The sequence below is a fragment of the Micromonospora sp. CA-246542 genome, from assembly GCF_050942905.1.
Classification (GTDB): domain Bacteria; phylum Actinomycetota; class Actinomycetes; order Mycobacteriales; family Micromonosporaceae; genus Micromonospora.
Map to the genome: position 1 here is coordinate 3,533,808 of NZ_CP192040.1, position 16,274 is coordinate 3,550,081.

The following is a 16,274-nucleotide window of genomic DNA, read 5'->3' on the forward strand; positions in this document are numbered from 1 at the left end:
GGTGACTGTGGGTCAGGACGGTCGACGTCGGGTGGCCGTTCCCCGGTCGATGAATCCATGGTGGACACTTTCTGTGGTGCTCCGGTTGCGGTGGGTCGAATCTCGGGTGGACGGTGGTGACGGTGTGTGTCCACCAGTTGTCGGGAATCGGATAGGGGGGCCCTGACCGGAGGTCGCGGGCACGCTATGGTCCGTCACGGTCCCCGCCGTGGTGCCCCGTGGCACGCGGGTGTCGCGTCGGTGGCCGTAGCCCCTGCGCGTCAGCGCGCGCGACCTTTCACCCCCGGAAGGAACGACCGTGACGGTTACGGAAGAGACCGCTGCCGCCTCGCACTACGACCGCATCGGCGGCGCGAGTTCGGTGAAGGCGGCCGTCGAACTGTTCTACGACAAGGTCCTCGCCGATCCCGAGCTGGCGGGCTATTTCGCCACTGTGGACATGGCGACGCAGCGTCGGCACCTGGCGTTGATGTTGGCGGTGGTGTTGGGCGGCCCGAACGAGTACGCGGGTCGCGGTTTGGCCGAGGCGCACCAGCCGCTGGGCATCCCGGCGGAGCACTACGCGAAGGTGGGCGTGCACCTGATCACGACGCTGACGGAGTTGGGTGTGCCGGCCGACGTCCTGGACCACGTGCGCGTGGTGCTGGGGCAGGTGCAGGACCAGGTGGTGTCCACCGGAGAGCGTCCGGGCGTCTGAGCGTGGACGCGGCCCGACTCAAGCAGAGTTGGTCCCTCGTCGCCGCGCACGGCGACGAGGTGCCGCTCTACTTCTATTCGACGTTGTTCCTGGCCCATCCCGAGACGCGGCAGATGTTCCCGACGAACATGGCGGGGCAGCGGGATCGCCTTGTCACCGCGTTGGGGCACATCGTGTCGCATGTGGACCAGGTCGATCGGCTGGTGGGTTTCCTGCAGGATCTCGGCGCGGACCACCGGAAGTTCGCGGTGCGCGCGGAGCACTACCCGGCGGTCGGTGAGGCGCTGCTGGCGACGTTGCAGCATTTCCTGGCCGAGCAGTGGACCGACGACCTGGCTCAGGACTGGGCGGGCGCGTACGGGTTGGTCGCGCAGGTGATGACGGAGGCGGCGCAGGCCGCCGAGGCGGTGAACCCGCCGTGGTGGGTGGCGGAGATCGTGTCCCACGAGCGGCGGGCGTTCGACGTCGCGGTGTTGACGGTGCGTCCGCAGTACCTGTTGCCGTTCACTCCGGGTCAGTCGATCGGGGTGTCGCATCCGTCGGTGCGGTCGTGGCGGTACTACTCGCCGGCGAACGCGCCGCGCGCGGACGGCACGTTGGAGTTGCATGTGCGGGCCGCTCCGGGTGGCGCGGTGTCGTCGCGGCTGGTGTACGGCTCGGCGGTGGGTGACCGCGTCAATCTGGCCGCGCCGGTGGGGGAGCGGTTGGCATTGTGGTCGGCGGGTTCCAGTGACCTGTTGTTGTTGACCTCGGGCACGGGTTGGGCGCCGATGAAGGCGTTGGTGGAGCAGATCGCCGCGGAGGGCGCCCGTCGCCGGGTGGACCTGTATGTGGGTGCGCGGTCGCGCAGCGAGTTCTACGACAGTGACGCGATCGACAAGATGGCGTCGTCGTTCCCGTGGTTGACGGTGACGTACGTGGTGGGCGCGGACGTGAACCGGCCGGGTGAGTTCGTGCAGGCGGTGGACCGGGCGTTGGCCGATGGTGACTGGCGTTCGCGGCACGTGTACGTGTGCGGGTCCGACGAGATGGTGTCGCATGCGGCGCAGACGTTGGCGCGGGCGGGTTACCACGAGGGTCAGGTGCATCACGAGGGTCTGGGCAAGCAGTGGTACGGCCCGGCGTGGCGTACGGCGGTCCAGCAGTCGAGTTCAGGGGGTGACCAATGAGCGCGAGCCCGATCAGCCGGTACGACGGGATTCAGGTGTCCGGCGGTGTGCAGGTGCGGATGACCTCCGACCGGGTTCGGCGGTGGGAGTTCGGTACGGCGCCGTTCGCGCGCCGGGGCTATGACCACGCGGACGTTGACCGGTTCCGGGTGCAGATCGCCGACGAGTTGGATCTGTTGGCGACGCAGATCGCGCATCTGCGGGCGGAGAACGAGCGGCTGACCGATCGGGTGGAGTTGCACCGCCACGGGGTGATCCCGAGCGCGGGGGCGGCGGCGCAGGTGCCGGCGGCCAAGGAGGTGAACCTGCTGTCGGCGGCGCAGCGGGAGGCCGAGCAGATCATCGCGCAGGCGCACGACTACGCGCGGCGGGTCGCGGAGTACGCCCGGGTGCAGTACGAGAGTTACATGCGGGCGGCGGCGGAGGAGGCGAAGCAGGAGGCCGAGCGTGCGGTGGCGGAGTACCGCAGTTCGGCCGGGTCGAGCTTCGACGACTCGGTGGCGACCCGGGAGGCGTTGCGGATCTTCGGCGAGATGATGGTGTCGCACATGCAGGCGGCGGCGCGGCACCTGGACGACGGCAGTGAGCAGTTGGTGCGCACGATGGACCGGATCGCGAAGGAGACGCCGGGGGCGCCTTTCGTGGGTGGCGCGGCGGGGCAGACGGCGTTGCCGCGTCACCACCAGCGTTGAACACCTGGCGGGTGGGGCCTTACGTGTGAGGCCCCACCCCCGGTCGAGGTTCAGGTGGTGGCGGCGTGGATCGCGTCGGCGATCGGGGTGGGTCCGTCGACGAGTTCCAGGGTCGTCCCGGCGGTGCGGGGTTCGTCCAGGAGCGCGGTGAGGACGAGGGCGACGTCGGCGCGGCTGATGGCGCCCCGGCCGGCGTGTGGGGTGAGGGTGACGTGCCCGGTGGGTTCGTCGTCGGTGAGGCGGCCGGGGCGCAGGACCGTCCAGGCCAGGTCGCGGCCGCGCAGGTCGTCCTCGGCGGCGCGTTTGGCGCGCAGGTAGGCGGCCCACACGTCGTCGGTGCCGGCGGCGGGTGGCCGGTCCACTCCCATCGAGGAGACCAGCAGGTAGCGGTGGACTCCGGCGCGGGTGGCGGCGTCGGCGAGCAGCGCGGCGGCGGCCCGGTCGACGGTGTCCTTGCGGGCGGCGCCGCTGCCGGGACCGGCGCCGGCGGCGAAGATGACCGCGTCGGCGTCGTGCAGGTGCGCGGCGACCTCGTCGACGTCGGCGTGTTCCAGGTCGCAGAGGACCGGGGTGGCGCCTACGGCGCGCAGGTCGTCGACGTGGTCGGGGTTGCGGATCAGGCCGACGGCGGTGTCACCGCGCGCGGTGAGGTGCCGCTGCACGAGCAGGGCGATCTTGCCGTGGCCTCCGGCGATGACGACACGCATGGGCCCAACCTACCGGCACCCGCCGGGCTTGACCTTGACCTGTGGGCAACCCCCAGTGTGGGGTGCGCCGGTCACGGTGACCGGCGCGAGGAGGAACCCAACGTGGGGTTGCTGACGATCGGGGCGTTCGCCCGGGCGGCGGGTCTGACGCCGAAGGCGTTGCGCCTGTACGGCCGGGTGGGGTGCTGGTGCCGGCGGCGGTGGACGCGGAGTCCGGGTACCGGCTCTACGACCCGCGGCAGGTGCCGCTGGCCCGGCTGGTGGCTCAGCTGCGTCGTATCGGCATGCCGCTGGCGCAGATCCGCACCGTGTGTGCTCTGGAGCCGGCGGCGGCGGCCGAGATGGTCACCGCGTACTGGCGGCGGGTGTCGGTCGACACCGCCGCCCGCGCGCGGCTCGCCGCCCTCCTCGTGCGGGACCTGTCCGAGGGGAGCACCACCATGTCATCGATGAGTGTCCGTTACGCCACCGGCTGTGAGAACGGGATCGCCCGCGACAGCAACGAGGACGCCGCGTACGCCAACGGGCGGTTGCTCGCCGTCGCCGACGGTGTGCGGGGCCCGGCGGCGCTGCCGCCAGCGCCGCCGCCATCGACGCGCTCGCGTCGCTGGACCTCACCGACGGGTCGGCGACGGAGATGGTGACGGCGTTGGCCGGCGCGGTCACCGACGCCGACCGGGCCGTGCGGAGGCTGGCGACCGACGAGCACCAGCCGGCGACGACGCTGACCGCGCTGCTGCGCAGCGGCACCCACCTGGCGTTGGCGCACGTCGGGGACACCCGGGCGTACCTGCTGCGCGACGGCGAGCTGTCGGTGTTGACCCGGGACCACACGTGGGTGCAGGCGCAGGTGGATCAGGGCAGGCTCGACCCTGCCGAGGCGGGCGCGCACCCCCAGCGGGCGTTGCTGGTGCGCGCGCTCGGCGGCGGTCGGCAGGTGGAGGCCGATCTGGCGTTGCGGGTGGCGCTGCCCGGTGACCGGTACCTGCTGTGCTCCGACGGGCTGTGGGCGGTCGTCGACCGGGCCGCCCTGGCCTCGACGGTGGGCGCGGGAGCCGACCCGGAGCGCACGGTGCGGGAGCTGATGGCCGCCGCGCGGGCCGCGGGCGCGCCCGACAACATCGCCTGTGTCGTCGCCGACGTCGTCGCGGCGTAGGCGGGTGCTCGGCATCGGGGGGTGCGCTGAGGCAGCATGAAGGGGTGACGACGAGTGTGCAGGAGTTGGCCGCGCTGGTGGCCGGCGGTCAGGTGGTCGTGCTCAGCGGGGCGGGCCTGTCCACCGAGTCGGGTATCCCGGACTATCGGGGGCCCAGCGGGGTGGCCCGCCGGCACACCCCGATGACGTTCCAGGCGTTCACCCGGGACGCGGTGGCGCGGCGGCGGTACTGGGCGCGGAGTCACCTGGGGTGGCGGTTGATCGCGCGGGCCACGCCGAACGCGGGGCACCGGGCGGTGGCGCGGTTGCAGGACGCCGGTCTGGTCGACGCGGTGATCACGCAGAACGTGGACGGGTTGCACGGCGCGGCGGGCAGCGACCCGGTGGTGGAGCTGCACGGGCGCCTGGACGAGGTGACGTGCCTGGACTGCGGCAACCTGACCTCGCGCGAGGAGGTGGACCGGCGGCTGCGCGAGGCGAACCCGGACTTCGTGGCCCGGGTCGCCGCGGTCAACCCGGACGGTGATGTTGATCTCCCTGACGAGCAGGTGGCGGGGTTCCGGCCGGTGGACTGCGGGATCTGTGGGACGGGGATGCTGAAACCGGACGTGGTGTTCTTCGGCGAGACGGTGCCGCCGCAGCGGGTGGCGCGGTGTTTCGCGCTGGTGGAGCAGGCCCGGGCGGTGGTGGTGCTGGGGTCGTCGTTGACGGTCATGTCGGGTCGCCGGTTCGTGATCCGGGCCGCGAAGCAGGGCATTCCGGTGGCGATCGTCAACCAGGGTCCGACCCGGGGTGACGGGTACGCCACGGTGCGCGTCGACGCGCCGTTGGGGGAGGTGCTGCCGGTGCTCGCCGAGCGGGTGACCGGCGCGTCGGCGGTGCCGGTGTGACAGCTACCGCGGGGTAGGACATCTGCTGGAAACACCGGCGCTGGTAGCGTTGACCATGCCGGTACCACCCACGTGGGAGAGACCGCCTCGACAGCAGGGGCGGCGCCGAAGGGGCAAATCCTCCCCGGAACCTCTCAGGCAAAAGGACCTCGTGGGCAGGCACTGTGGAGCGCTCCGGTGGGGTGTGACAGAGGGGGAGGCCGACCCGTCGACCTCGCCCGGGAGCGCCCCTGATGTCCGTAGAGCAGTTCGCCACCCGTCACATCGGCCCCGGCCCCGACGACGAGCGCCGCATGTTGGAGGTCGTCGGGCACGACTCCATCGACGAGATGATGGACGCCGCGATCCCCGAGGTGATCCGCTGGCACGGCACCCTCGACCTGCCGGACGCGGCTACCGAGGCCGAGGCCCTCGCCGAGCTGCGGGCCCTGGCGGCCCGCAACACCGTCGCCGTGTCCATGATCGGCCTGGGCTACCACGGCACGCACACCCCGGCGGTGATCCGCCGCAACGTCCTGGAGGACCCGGCCTGGTACACGGCGTACACGCCGTACCAGCCGGAGATCAGCCAGGGCCGCCTCGAGGCGCTGCTGAACTTCCAGACCATGGTCACCGACCTGACCGGCCTGGCCACCGCGAACGCCTCCATGCTCGACGAGGGCACCGCCGCGGCGGAGGCCATGACCCTCGCGCGCCGCGCGTCCAAGAGCAAGAGCGGGGTGTACGTCGTCGACGCCGACGCCCTGCCGCAGACCATCGCGGTGATCACCAGCCGGGCGGTGCCGCTCGGCATCGACGTGCGGGTCGTCGACGTCGCGCGTGACGAGTTGCCGGCCGAGTTCTTCGGCCTGCACCTTCAGTACCCGGGGGCGTCCGGCGCGGTCCGTGACCACACCGCCCTGGTGGAGGCGGCGCACGCCGCCGGCGCCCTCGTGACGGTCGCGGCGGACCTGTTGGCGTTGACGCTGCTGCGGGCGCCGGGGAGATCGGCGCGGACATCGCCGCCGGCACCACCCAGCGGTTCGGCGTACCCATGGGCTTCGGTGGGCCGCACGCCGGCTACCTGGCGGTGCGCGCGGGCCTGGAGCGGATGCTGCCGGGGCGCCTGGTCGGGGTGTCCCGCGACGCGGACGGCAACCCGGCGTACCGGCTGGCGTTGCAGACCCGCGAGCAGCACATCCGGCGGGAGAAGGCCACCAGCAACATCTGCACCGCGCAGGTGCTCCTTGCGGTGATGGCCGGCATGTACGCCGTCTACCACGGCCCGGACGGGCTGCGGGACATCGCGGCGCGTACCCACGCCATGGCGGCGCGGCTCGCGGCCGGGCTGCGCGCCGGCGGCGTGGACGTCGCGGACGTCGCGTTCTTCGACACCATCACCGCGACGGTGCCCGGCGGCGCGGCGCGGGTCGTCGCGGCCGCCGCCGAGCGGGGCGTGAACCTGCGCCTGGTCGACGCCGACCGGGTCGGGATGTCCTGCGACGAGACGACCACCGACGCGCACCTGCGGCAGGTGTGGGAGGCGTTCGGCGTGCCCGCCTTCGACGGCGACGTCGACGCGGCCCTGCCGGGCGACCTGACCCGCGGCACCGACTTCCTGACCCACCCCGTGTTCCGCAGCCACCACTCGGAGACGGCGATGCTGCGCTACCTGCGGCGGCTGTCGGACTTCGACTACGCCCTGGACCGGGGGATGATCCCCCTCGGCTCGTGCACGATGAAGCTGAACGCGACCACCGAGATGGAACCGATCAGCTGGGCGGAGTTCGCGCACATCCACCCGTTCGCGCCGGACGACCAGACCGCCGGGTACCGGGAGATGATCGGCCAGTTGGAGTCGTGGCTGGCCGAGGTGACCGGCTACGACGCCGTCAGCGTGCAGCCCAACGCCGGGTCGCAGGGTGAGCTGGCCGGGCTGCTGGCCATCCGCTCCTACCACGCGTCGCGGGACCAGGCGCACCGCGACGTGTGCCTCATCCCGTCGTCGGCGCACGGCACGAACGCGGCCAGCGCCGTGATGGCCGGCATGCGGGTCGTCGTGGTGGCCTGCGACGACGACGGCAACGTCGACCTCGTCGACCTCGACGCGAAGATCGACAAGCACCGCGACGCGCTCGCCGCGATCATGGTGACGTACCCGTCGACGCACGGCGTGTACGAGACGGGCATCGCGTCGCTGTGCGCGAAGGTCCACGACGCCGGCGGTCAGGTGTACGTCGACGGGGCGAACCTCAACGCCCTCGTCGGGTACGCCAAGCCCGGCAGGTTCGGCGCGGACGTGTCGCACCTCAACCTGCACAAGACGTTCTGCATCCCACACGGCGGCGGCGGCCCCGGCGTCGGCCCGGTGGCGGTCCGCGCGCACCTCGCGCCGTTCCTGCCCGGCGACCCCCTGGGCGCACACGTCGACGCCACCCCGGCGATCTCGGCGGCGAAGTACGGGTCGGCGGGGATCCTGCCGATCCCGTGGGCGTACCTGCGGATGATGGGCGCCGAGGGGCTGACCCGGGCCACCGGCGTGGCGGTCCTCGCCGCGAACTACGTGGCGGCGCGGCTGCGCGAGCACTACCCGGTGCTGTACGCCGGCAACAAGGGCCTGGTCGCGCACGAGTGCATCCTCGACCTGCGGCCGTTGACGAAGGCGACCGGCGTGAGCGTGGACGACGTGGCGAAGCGCCTGGTCGACTACGGCTTCCACGCGCCGACGATGTCGTTCCCGGTGGCCGGGACGCTCATGGTGGAGCCGACCGAGAGTGAGGACCTCGCCGAGCTGGACCGGTTCTGCGACGCGATGATCGCGATCCGCGCCGAGATCGAGCAGGTCGGCTCGGGGCAGTGGCCGGCGGGGGACAACCCACTGGCGAACGCGCCGCACACCGCGGCGATGGTCAGCGGCGACGAGTGGCCGCACCCGTACCCGCGGTCGGTGGGCGCGTACCCGGCCGGGGTGGACCGGGCCGGGAAGTACTGGCCGCCGGTACGGCGAATCGACGGCGCGTACGGCGACCGGAACCTGGTCTGCTCGTGCCCGTCGCCGGAGGCGTTCGAGGACTGACGGCGGGCACGCCGGGGCGGGCGGTATCGGCCCGTCCCGGCAGCCGCTGCGCGCTTGGACAGCGACTTGGTGTGGTGACGCTGGGTGGTCGTTCAGGCCACGAGGGCGTGGCGGGCGGGGCCGCGGTGGGGTGCGATGCTGCTGCCGTCGGGGAGCAGCTCACCGGTGTCCTCGAAGACGATCACGCCGTTGCAGAGCAGGCTCCACCCCTGCTCAGGGAAGCAGGCGAGGACCCGGGCGGCTTCCCGGTCGGTGGCTTCAGCTAAGGGGCAGGTCGGTTGGTGCTGGCACATCGGGTTCTCCGGACTGTGGGGGCACTGTGTCATGGTTCACATGACCAGTGACGCACAGTACCAAGCGAAAGTGTCCAGCATCGAGCAGGTGTCGCCTTGGCGTACCGGAAATCCACTGAACGGATGAGGAAGATCGGACCATACGGCGTGGAAACGCTCCCACAGGTGCTGGTCGATGCGCCCGCGGTACCCGCCGGATGCCGCGACCGCCTCGTCGAACGCGCCCGACTCCAGTGGCATCGCGCCGACGGCGGCGACCCCGCCGTACTCGCCGAGGAGTTCCTGGCCGCACACGACCTGGACCTGCGCGACCTGAACCGACCCGCCGCACACAGCCCGACCGTCTGCGGCGCCGCGCTCTACCTGTCCGCCGCCGCCGGGGCGCACCTGGCCGGCGTACCCACCACCGCGCCCGAACCCGCACCCACCCTGCCCGACCTCGCCGTCGTCGTCTACGACCACGGACCCACCCGAGCACCCACCGCCCCCGACGACACGCCCTGGTGGCTCGGCCCCTGGACCGAGAGCTGGACACCCGCGCAACACGCCGCCGCCGTCGACACCGTCCGCGCCGCCATCGGCCGCGGCGACATCTACCAGACCAACCTCGTCGGACACGCCGCCGCCCCCTACAGCGGCGACCCGCTGCCCGCCCTACGCCGCCTCGGCGCCCTCCCCGGCGCCCGCTACGGCGGCGTCCTCACCGGCGACGGCTGGGCCATCGGCTGCGCCTCCCCGGAAACCCTCGTCGAGGTCCACCACGGCCAGATCATCACCCGACCCATCAAGGGCACCCGCCCCGCCACCGCCACCGGCCGCGCCGAACTACTCACCAGCGCCAAGGAACGCGCCGAACACATCATGATCGTCGACCTCGAACGCAACGACCTCGCCCGCATCGCCCACACCGGCACCGTCACCGTCGACGAACTGTTCGCCGTACGCCGCTGGTGCGACCTGTGGCAGGCCGAATCCACCGTCCGCGCCCAAGCCGCCGACGGCCTCGGCCTCGCCGACCTGCTCCGCGCCACCTGCCCCGGCGGCTCCGTCACCGGCGCGCCGAAACTCGCCGCCCTCACCCACATCGCCGCCGCCGAACCCGTCGGCCGAGGCGCCAGCATGGGCGCCCTCGGCTGGATCGCCCCCGGCCGCATCGACCTCGGCCTGACCATCCGCACCGCCGCCGCCGACAGCCACGCCCTGCACACCTGGGCCGGCGGCGGCATCACCTGGGACAGCGACCCCACCGCCGAGGTCGCCGAAGCCGCCGCCAAGACCGCACCCGTACGCGCCACCCTGGCCGGACGCTGACACCACCGCCGGCGATACGCTGACCCCCATGACCATGCGGCCCATCCGGATCATCGGCGACCCCGTCCTGCGCACCGAAGCCGAGCCGGTCACCACCTTCGACGCCGAGCTGCGCGCCCTGGTCACCGACCTGATGGACACCCTGCTCGGCGCACCCGGCCGCGCCGGCGTCGCCGCACCCCAGATCGGCGTCAGCGCCCAGGTATTCGTCTACGACGCCGACGGCCACCGAGGCCACCTCATCAACCCCACCCTCGAGCTGTCCGACGAACTCCAGGACGACGACGAAGGCTGCCTGTCCATCCCCGGGCTGTACTTCCCGACCGTGCGCGCCCTGCACGCCACCGCCCACGGCGTCGACCAGCACGGCGAACCATTGACCATCACCGGCAGCGGATTCCTCGCCCGCGCCCTGCAACACGAGACCGACCACCTGCGCGGCACCCTCTACGTCGACACCCTGCGCGGCGACACCCGCCGCCGGGCCCTGCGCGAAATCCGCGCCGGCCGCTTCGACTCACCCAGCCGCCGCGGCTGAACCCACGCCCCTACCGGGCCGCCCACTGGTCGTAACCCAGCTTCGCCACCAACGCCAGCACCACCACCAGCAACACCACCCGCACGAACCCCGACCCGCGACGCAACGCCATCCGCGCACCCACCACCGCGCCCGCGATGTTGCACACCGCCATCGCCGCGCCCAACCACCACCACACGTGCCCGGTCACCGCGAACACCACCAACGCACCCAGATTCGTACCCGCGTTGACGACCTTCGCCATCGCCGACCCGTGCACGAAATCCGCACCCACCAACGTCGTGAACGCCAGCACCAGAAACGTGCCCGTCCCCGGCCCGATCAACCCGTCGTACAGGGCGATGCCCACCCCGGCCACACCGATCGCCGCCGCCACCCGCACCCTCGTGCGCCGCGCCGGCACGGCCACCACCCCCAACCGGGGACGCAGCAACACGAACACGGCCACCGCCACCAGAACCACCAACACCACCGGCCGGTACGCCGCCGCCGGCACCGCCCCGGCCAACGCCGCGCCCACCCCCGCGCTGAGCACCGCCACACCCGCAGCCGGCCCCGCCACCCGCCAGTCCACCTTCGTGCGCCGCGCGTACGTCGCCGCCGCCGTCGCCGTACCGAAGATCGCCGCCAACTTGTTCGTGCCCAACGCGGTCGCCACCGGCACACCCGGAGCCGCCACCAACAACGCCGGCAGCAGCAACAACCCGCCACCACCGACCACGGCATCCACCCACCCGGCCATCGCCGCGGCGGCCAGCAGGGTACTCAGCGATACGGCGTCCACGGTCGGCAATTCTCCCCACCCGCCGCGCCCCACCAGCCCATCAAGTGGCGCGACTCACCGCTCACCGGCCCCGCCTACGCCGCAACCACACCCCCCACGCCCCGACCGCCACGAACACGAGCATCGAACACAGCAACAGTTTCACCACGCGGCAACCCTGCCACGGGCACGTAAGGTGCAGGAGTGCGCCTGGCCACCTTCAACCTGCTGCACGGACGATCCCTCACCGACGGCCTCGTCGACCCCGACCGACTCGCCGCCGCCGTACGCGCCCTCGACGCCGACGTCCTCGCCCTACAGGAAGTCGACCGCGACCAACACCGCAGCGGCAACCTCGACCTCACCGCCATCGCCGCCCGGGCCCTCGACGCGCCACACCACCGCTTCGCGGCCGCCGTCGTCGGCACCCCCGGCGAACGGTTCCGCCCCCTGCGCCACGACGACGACGGCCACGGCGAACCCTGCTACGGCATCGGCCTCATCAGCCGCCACCCCGTGCGCAGCTGGCACATCACCCGACTCAAACCCGCGCCCGTACGCTCACCCATCTACGCCCCCGGCCCCGGCGGCGGCCTCATCCTCCTCGACGACGAACCCCGCGTCGTCCTGGCCGCCATCCTGGACACCCCCCACGGCCCCCTCACCGTCGCCGCGACCCACCTGTCCTTCGTACCCGGCTGGAACGCCCGCCAACTCCGCCAGACCGTCCGCGCCCTGCGCGCCCTACCCGGCCCCCGCCTCCTGCTCGGCGACCTCAACCTCCCCGCCGGCCCGGCCCGCCTCGTGTCCCGCTGGCAGCCACTCGGCCGCCGCCCCACCTACCCCTCCGGCCAACCCCGCGTCCAACTCGACCACATCCTCGCCGACCGGCACGCCCTCGACGCGCTCCCACCCGTACGGGCCGTCACCACGCCGACGTCCACCATCTCCGACCACCGACCCCTGCTCGTCGACCTCGGCTGAGGTCACCCTCAGCGCGCCGCTTCACCGTCCGCCGACACCAGAGCAGCCAACACCCGATGGGTACGACTCGCGCGGATCGCCTCCCGCTGCTGCCCGGCCGTCACCTCGATGTACGTCTGCGACGACGCCAACGACGCGTGCCCCAACAACCGCATGATCTCCGCCGCGCCCGCGCCGTCCTCCGCCAACCGGGTCGCGAACGTGTGCCGCAACGCGTGCAACCGCGCCCCCTTGGGCACCCGGTCCCCGATACCCGCCCGCCGGTAACACGACTCGACCAGATACTGCAGGCCACCGCGGCGCAACGGCTCACCCCGCCGGTCGACCAGCAACGCCGAGTCGGGGCGTACCGACCGCGACCCGAACCGCCGCGCCCGACTCGCCAGATAGTCCGCCAACACCCGGTCCAGATCCGTCTCGATCGGCACCACCCGGGGACGCCCACCCTTGCCGACCACCTCGATACGCCGCTCACCCGGCCGCCCACCCAGCGACCCCACCCGCAACGCCAGCAGCTCGGACAGACGCAACCCGGCGCACAGCGCCACCGCCAGCACCGCCACGTCCCGCTCCGGCCACGGGTCCCGCTGCCGCCCGTCGTCACGCGTTACCGATGCCAGCAGCACCTCGGGGGTGTCCGCACCGCGCAACGGCTTCGGCTGGGGGAGTAACGCCCGAGGCCGCCCGACCGCCGGCATCGGATTACCCGCCACCACCCCGTCGGCCACCAGGAACGTGAAGAAGCTGTTCCAGGTGGACCAGGCGCGGTGTACGGACGCGGGCGCGCGGGGCGCGGCGAACCGGGCGAAGGCCGCCCGCATCACCCGGGGGGAGAGGTCGGTGATCGACACTTCGTCGAGGGGGAGGGGAGTGGCATCACCATCGGCGACCAAGGCGGCCACGGCGTGCAGGTCACGTCGGTAGGCCGCCAGGGTGTGGGGGGAGGGCTTGCGGGTGGCGCGCGCGGTCAGGAACTCCTCGATCAGCACCTTGAGCGATTCGTCCTGTTTGTCATGCATAAGGCATATTATGCATGATTCTCGCGTTGCCCGAAAGAGCGAAAGAGGGGGAGTCGCGCCGCCGGGCCAGCAGAGGGCCTGCGGATTCCGGGGGGCCGAGACACCGAGCGTTCCGGATCCCGGTGACCGACTGGACGGGCGCGACGTGAGCCGCCCGCATGGACGCGAGGTCGACCTTTGCGCCCGTCCCGACGCGGGGCGGGTGTCCGGACGGACGCGACGTGGACCGCCGTGCGGGCATGACGGCCGCCGCCGCAGGTGTCTTGGAGTGTGGGCTCCGGGTCCCGGGCGCGCGTGCCGTCCGCCGCCAGGTCGACGTCCTCCCGGCGGCGCGGTTCGACGCGGCGGCATGGGTGCGCCGCCTGCCCGACCTGTGTACCGACGAGATCTTGGACAGTTTCCGTTAGCGGCTGACGGAAACTGTCCAAGATCTGCTCAGATCCTGGGCGCGGGGTGGTCGGGGACCCTCTTCTGACCTTTGCTTTACATAAGGTGCATTATCGAATGTGTTGCGGCACCCGGAGATTGACCCGGTGGGCTAGCGTGTCGTCGATCTACTGGGGAGATTCCCCGCAGCCTTGTCGGAAAGAAGCGATCACGTGTCACTGTGGAAGAAGACCGCCGTCGTCGCGGTCTCGGCGCTTACGGCGCTCACCGCCTCCGCCTGCGGCGTGGCGACCGGTTCGTCGGGCTCGTCCGACGCGCCGAAGCAGACCAGCGTCCTTGAGCTGCTGGCCAGCGACCTCAAGGGGTCGTTGCAGAAGACGATCGACGCCACCGACAAGAGTGACTCGGTGACGCTGACGATGACGGGAACGGCCGCCGGCCAGAAGATCTCCATGCAGGGTGTCCTGGACCTGGGTGACCCGGTCAAGGCCGAGATGACGATGGCGGACCCGAGCGACGGCCCGACCACCGTTCGGCTGATCGGGACCGCCTTCTACGTCGAGGTGCCGGCGAAGGACCGCTCGAGCATGGGCGGTAAGCGCTGGCTGAAGATGGACATGGGCAGCATCGGCCAGCAGGCCGGGATGGACTTCAGCAAGCAGTTCGAGGACATCGACCCGACCAAGCAGGTCAAGACGCTGCTCGCGTCGGAGGGCGTGACGGTCGTCGGTGAGGAGACGGTGAACGGGGCGCGGACCGTCCACTACACCGTCACCACTCCGGTGGCGACGCAGCTGGCTCAGGTCGACGCCAAGCTGCGGGACGCTGTCGAGAAGCAGTTCACCGCCGCGGGCGTCAAGGAGGTCAAGGTCGACCTCTGGGTCGACGAGCAGTACCGGCCGCGCCGTGCGGCCACGGTCATGGGCGCGATGGGCGACGTCGTCGTCGACTACACCGACTACGGCAAGGCGGTCACCATCGAGACGCCTCCGCCGGCCGAGACCACTGACTTCGCCGAGATGTTGCAGGGGCTGAAGGGCACCGACAACTGATTTCAGGCGGCGTGACTGCCCTGCCGGTGCCCGGTAGCACCGGCAGGGCAGAGTCGTTTCCGCGGCCCTCTCCCCCAGCTCGGTCAGGCGAACTGGTCGGCCAGCTTGCGGAGCTTGTCGACGTACGCCGGCCAGTCGTAGTCGGGGATGCTGGTGCCGTCCTTGCGCCACCCGATGGCCCCGTCGTGCTGCTCGCGCATGATGTCCAGCTGACCGGCGTGCCGGGCGAGGTCGCCGCTCACGTGCATGATGATCTGGGCCAGCGTCACGTCCTGGCGGCCGGGTTGCCACCAGGACACCTGCCCCGGCGCGTCGAGCGGTAGTTGGTCGATCGTCTCGTCGGCGAAGGCGCCGACGCGACGGTACAGGTCGATGAGGCCGTCCTTGGTCTCGTTCTCGTACGCGTACCAGTCCGCCTGCGGGTCGTCGTCGAACGCGCTGAGCGGGACCAACTCCTGCGGGGTGGGGAACTCGCGGCCGAAGGTAGGTCCGAAGTAGGCGGCCTCGACGTTGAGGCAGTGTTTGACGACGCCGAGCATGTTGTTGCCGGTGGCGGTGCGGGGCGTTCTGGCGTCGCGTTCACTGATGCCGTCGAGTTTCCAGATGAGGTCGTCGCGGTGCCTGCGGTGGTAGTAGTGCATCGCGGCCTTGGTGTCGCCGAATTCAACCATGGCGGTCATTGTCGCGTACCGGCCTCAGGCCGTGGGGTTCGGCGGAGCCACGCCTGGGTGTGGGCGCGGAGCAGGGCTGGTTGTTCGTAGGGCAGGTAGTGCCCGGCCTGGTCGACGGTGGTGTAGGTGCCTCGGGGGTAGCGGCGCATGGCGTGGAACTGGTCGGCGAAGCCGACGATGCCGTCCTGGCGGCCGGTGAGCACGGTGACGGGCCCGTCGAAGGGGGTGTCGGCGGTCTCGTCGGGGAGCGCGTACCCGGGGCCTGTCCGCAGTTCCTGTTGGAAGGTGTGGTCGCCGGGGCCGCCCGCGTCGAGGGCGCGCAGGACGGTGGCGACGACGGTCGGGGTGCGGTGGCCCAGCGCGGTGTCGAGGTGTGGGCGTAGGTCGGTGGGCGCGTCGTCGAGCCAGCCGGTGGGTCCTGGCGGCGGGCGGTGCTCGGGCAGGGTGCGGCTGGCTGGCGCGATGGTGATGCCGGGGCAGACGAGGAGTAGGCCGCGGACGAGGTCGGGGCGTTGGCGGGCGATGCCGGCGGCGAGGTAGGCGCCGTAGGAGGCGCCGGCCAGTAGGGCCGGTCCGTCGATGTGGTGGTCGAGCCAGGCGCAGATGGTGGTGAGCAGCGCTTGGGAGGTGGGCGGGCAGGTGGGTGGGGTGTCGCCGTGCCCGGGCAGGTCCAGGTACGTCTCCCGCAGGCCGGTGTGGGCGAGGGCGGGGTGGAAGGCGGCGGCGGTGGCGGCGCGGGTCATGCCGAACATGGGCAGGCACACCACGTCGGGGCCGGTCTGCGGTGAGCGGTCGGCGGCCAGGGTCATTCTGGTCCTTCCTGGGGTGCGGGGTGCGCTGTGGGGTCATCTTCCGTTGTGGCGCTGTCGCCGACCTCACGTGGGCCGTTC

Annotated in this window: 14 protein-coding genes, 2 pseudogenes and 1 riboswitch; of the genes and pseudogenes, 10 read left to right on the forward strand and 6 right to left on the reverse strand. The window is 71.9% G+C overall.

Annotated elements, in window-relative coordinates; genetic code table 11:
• The first annotated feature begins 298 nt into the window (after window positions 1-298).
• From ACQP0N_RS16570 to ACQP0N_RS16580, 3 genes are read left to right on the forward strand one after another with little or no spacing between them, the layout of a single operon-like run.
• Window positions 299-697 carry a group I truncated hemoglobin gene (locus tag ACQP0N_RS16570; RefSeq protein WP_355051043.1) on the forward strand — a complete coding sequence of 133 codons (399 nt, stop codon included), beginning with the start codon at window positions 299-301 and terminating at the stop codon, window positions 695-697.
• A 2-nt stretch (window positions 698-699) separates the two neighbouring features.
• Window positions 700-1,866 carry a globin domain-containing protein gene (locus tag ACQP0N_RS16575; RefSeq protein WP_433111157.1) on the forward strand — a complete coding sequence of 389 codons (1,167 nt, stop codon included), beginning with the start codon at window positions 700-702 and terminating at the stop codon, window positions 1,864-1,866.
• Window positions 1,863-2,558, forward strand: a complete 696-nt coding sequence (locus tag ACQP0N_RS16580; protein ID WP_433111160.1) for a DivIVA domain-containing protein — start codon at window positions 1,863-1,865, stop codon at window positions 2,556-2,558. The genes ACQP0N_RS16575 and ACQP0N_RS16580 overlap by 4 nt, the downstream gene beginning before the upstream one ends.
• A gap of 50 nt (window positions 2,559-2,608) precedes the next feature.
• Here the strand turns inward: ACQP0N_RS16580 and ACQP0N_RS16585 are convergent, their stop codons facing one another.
• Complete coding sequence (locus tag ACQP0N_RS16585) at window positions 2,609-3,265, reverse strand: NAD(P)-binding oxidoreductase (RefSeq protein ID WP_433111163.1); 657 nt, start codon at window positions 3,263-3,265, stop codon at window positions 2,609-2,611.
• Between the two features lie 102 nt (window positions 3,266-3,367).
• Between ACQP0N_RS16585 and ACQP0N_RS16590 the strand changes: the two are divergent.
• The 3 genes and pseudogenes from ACQP0N_RS16590 to gcvP all read left to right on the forward strand — a co-directional run bounded on the left by ACQP0N_RS16590 (window position 3,368) and on the right by gcvP (window position 8,366).
• Window positions 3,368-4,421, forward strand: a pseudogene (locus ACQP0N_RS16590) (MerR family transcriptional regulator).
• A 44-nt stretch (window positions 4,422-4,465) separates the two neighbouring features.
• Window positions 4,466-5,311 (forward strand): NAD-dependent protein deacetylase, encoded by an 846-nt coding sequence (locus ACQP0N_RS16595; protein WP_433111166.1) that lies wholly within the window; start codon window positions 4,466-4,468, stop codon window positions 5,309-5,311.
• A 63-nt stretch (window positions 5,312-5,374) separates the two neighbouring features.
• A riboswitch (glycine riboswitch) is annotated at window positions 5,375-5,471 on the forward strand.
• Window positions 5,472-5,544: 73 nt separating this feature from the next.
• A pseudogene (gene gcvP, locus ACQP0N_RS16600) lies at window positions 5,545-8,366 on the forward strand (aminomethyl-transferring glycine dehydrogenase).
• 92 nt (window positions 8,367-8,458) lie between these two features.
• Here gcvP and ACQP0N_RS16605 read toward each other — a convergent pair.
• Window positions 8,459-8,659 carry a DUF5999 family protein gene (locus tag ACQP0N_RS16605; RefSeq protein ID WP_234586185.1) on the reverse strand — a complete coding sequence of 67 codons (201 nt, stop codon included), beginning with the start codon at window positions 8,657-8,659 and terminating at the stop codon, window positions 8,459-8,461.
• A 123-nt stretch (window positions 8,660-8,782) separates the two neighbouring features.
• On the opposite strand from ACQP0N_RS16605, the gene ACQP0N_RS16610 reads away from it, so the two are divergent.
• The gene (locus ACQP0N_RS16610) at window positions 8,783-9,970 is read left to right on the forward strand and encodes a chorismate-binding protein (protein WP_433111170.1); all 1,188 of its coding nucleotides are present in this window, start codon (window positions 8,783-8,785) and stop codon (window positions 9,968-9,970) included.
• 28 nt (window positions 9,971-9,998) lie between these two features.
• The gene (gene def, locus ACQP0N_RS16615; protein WP_433111173.1) at window positions 9,999-10,508 is read left to right on the forward strand and encodes a peptide deformylase; all 510 of its coding nucleotides are present in this window, start codon (window positions 9,999-10,001) and stop codon (window positions 10,506-10,508) included.
• Window positions 10,509-10,518: 10 nt separating this feature from the next.
• Here the strand turns inward: def and ACQP0N_RS16620 are convergent, their stop codons facing one another.
• On the reverse strand, window positions 10,519-11,238 hold the full coding sequence (locus ACQP0N_RS16620; RefSeq protein WP_433121663.1) for an anion permease: 720 nt from the start codon (window positions 11,236-11,238) through the stop codon (window positions 10,519-10,521).
• 237 nt (window positions 11,239-11,475) lie between these two features.
• On the opposite strand from ACQP0N_RS16620, the gene ACQP0N_RS16625 reads away from it, so the two are divergent.
• Window positions 11,476-12,255 carry an endonuclease/exonuclease/phosphatase family protein gene (locus ACQP0N_RS16625; RefSeq protein WP_433111176.1) on the forward strand — a complete coding sequence of 260 codons (780 nt, stop codon included), beginning with the start codon at window positions 11,476-11,478 and terminating at the stop codon, window positions 12,253-12,255.
• An 8-nt stretch (window positions 12,256-12,263) separates the two neighbouring features.
• Here the strand turns inward: ACQP0N_RS16625 and ACQP0N_RS16630 are convergent, their stop codons facing one another.
• Entirely contained in the window at window positions 12,264-13,274 is a 1,011-nt protein-coding gene (locus ACQP0N_RS16630; protein WP_433111179.1) for a tyrosine-type recombinase/integrase, read from the reverse strand.
• A gap of 599 nt (window positions 13,275-13,873) precedes the next feature.
• On the opposite strand from ACQP0N_RS16630, the gene ACQP0N_RS16635 reads away from it, so the two are divergent.
• Window positions 13,874-14,713, forward strand: a complete 840-nt coding sequence (locus tag ACQP0N_RS16635) for a hypothetical protein (protein ID WP_433111182.1) — start codon at window positions 13,874-13,876, stop codon at window positions 14,711-14,713.
• Window positions 14,714-14,796: 83 nt separating this feature from the next.
• Here the strand turns inward: ACQP0N_RS16635 and ACQP0N_RS16640 are convergent, their stop codons facing one another.
• Together ACQP0N_RS16640 and ACQP0N_RS16645 are read right to left on the reverse strand one after the other, a co-directional pair.
• Window positions 14,797-15,384, reverse strand: a complete 588-nt coding sequence (locus ACQP0N_RS16640; protein WP_433111185.1) for a DinB family protein — start codon at window positions 15,382-15,384, stop codon at window positions 14,797-14,799.
• A 5-nt stretch (window positions 15,385-15,389) separates the two neighbouring features.
• The gene (locus tag ACQP0N_RS16645; protein ID WP_433111188.1) at window positions 15,390-16,193 is read right to left on the reverse strand and encodes an alpha/beta fold hydrolase; all 804 of its coding nucleotides are present in this window, start codon (window positions 16,191-16,193) and stop codon (window positions 15,390-15,392) included.
• Window positions 16,194-16,274: the final 81 nt, after the last annotated feature.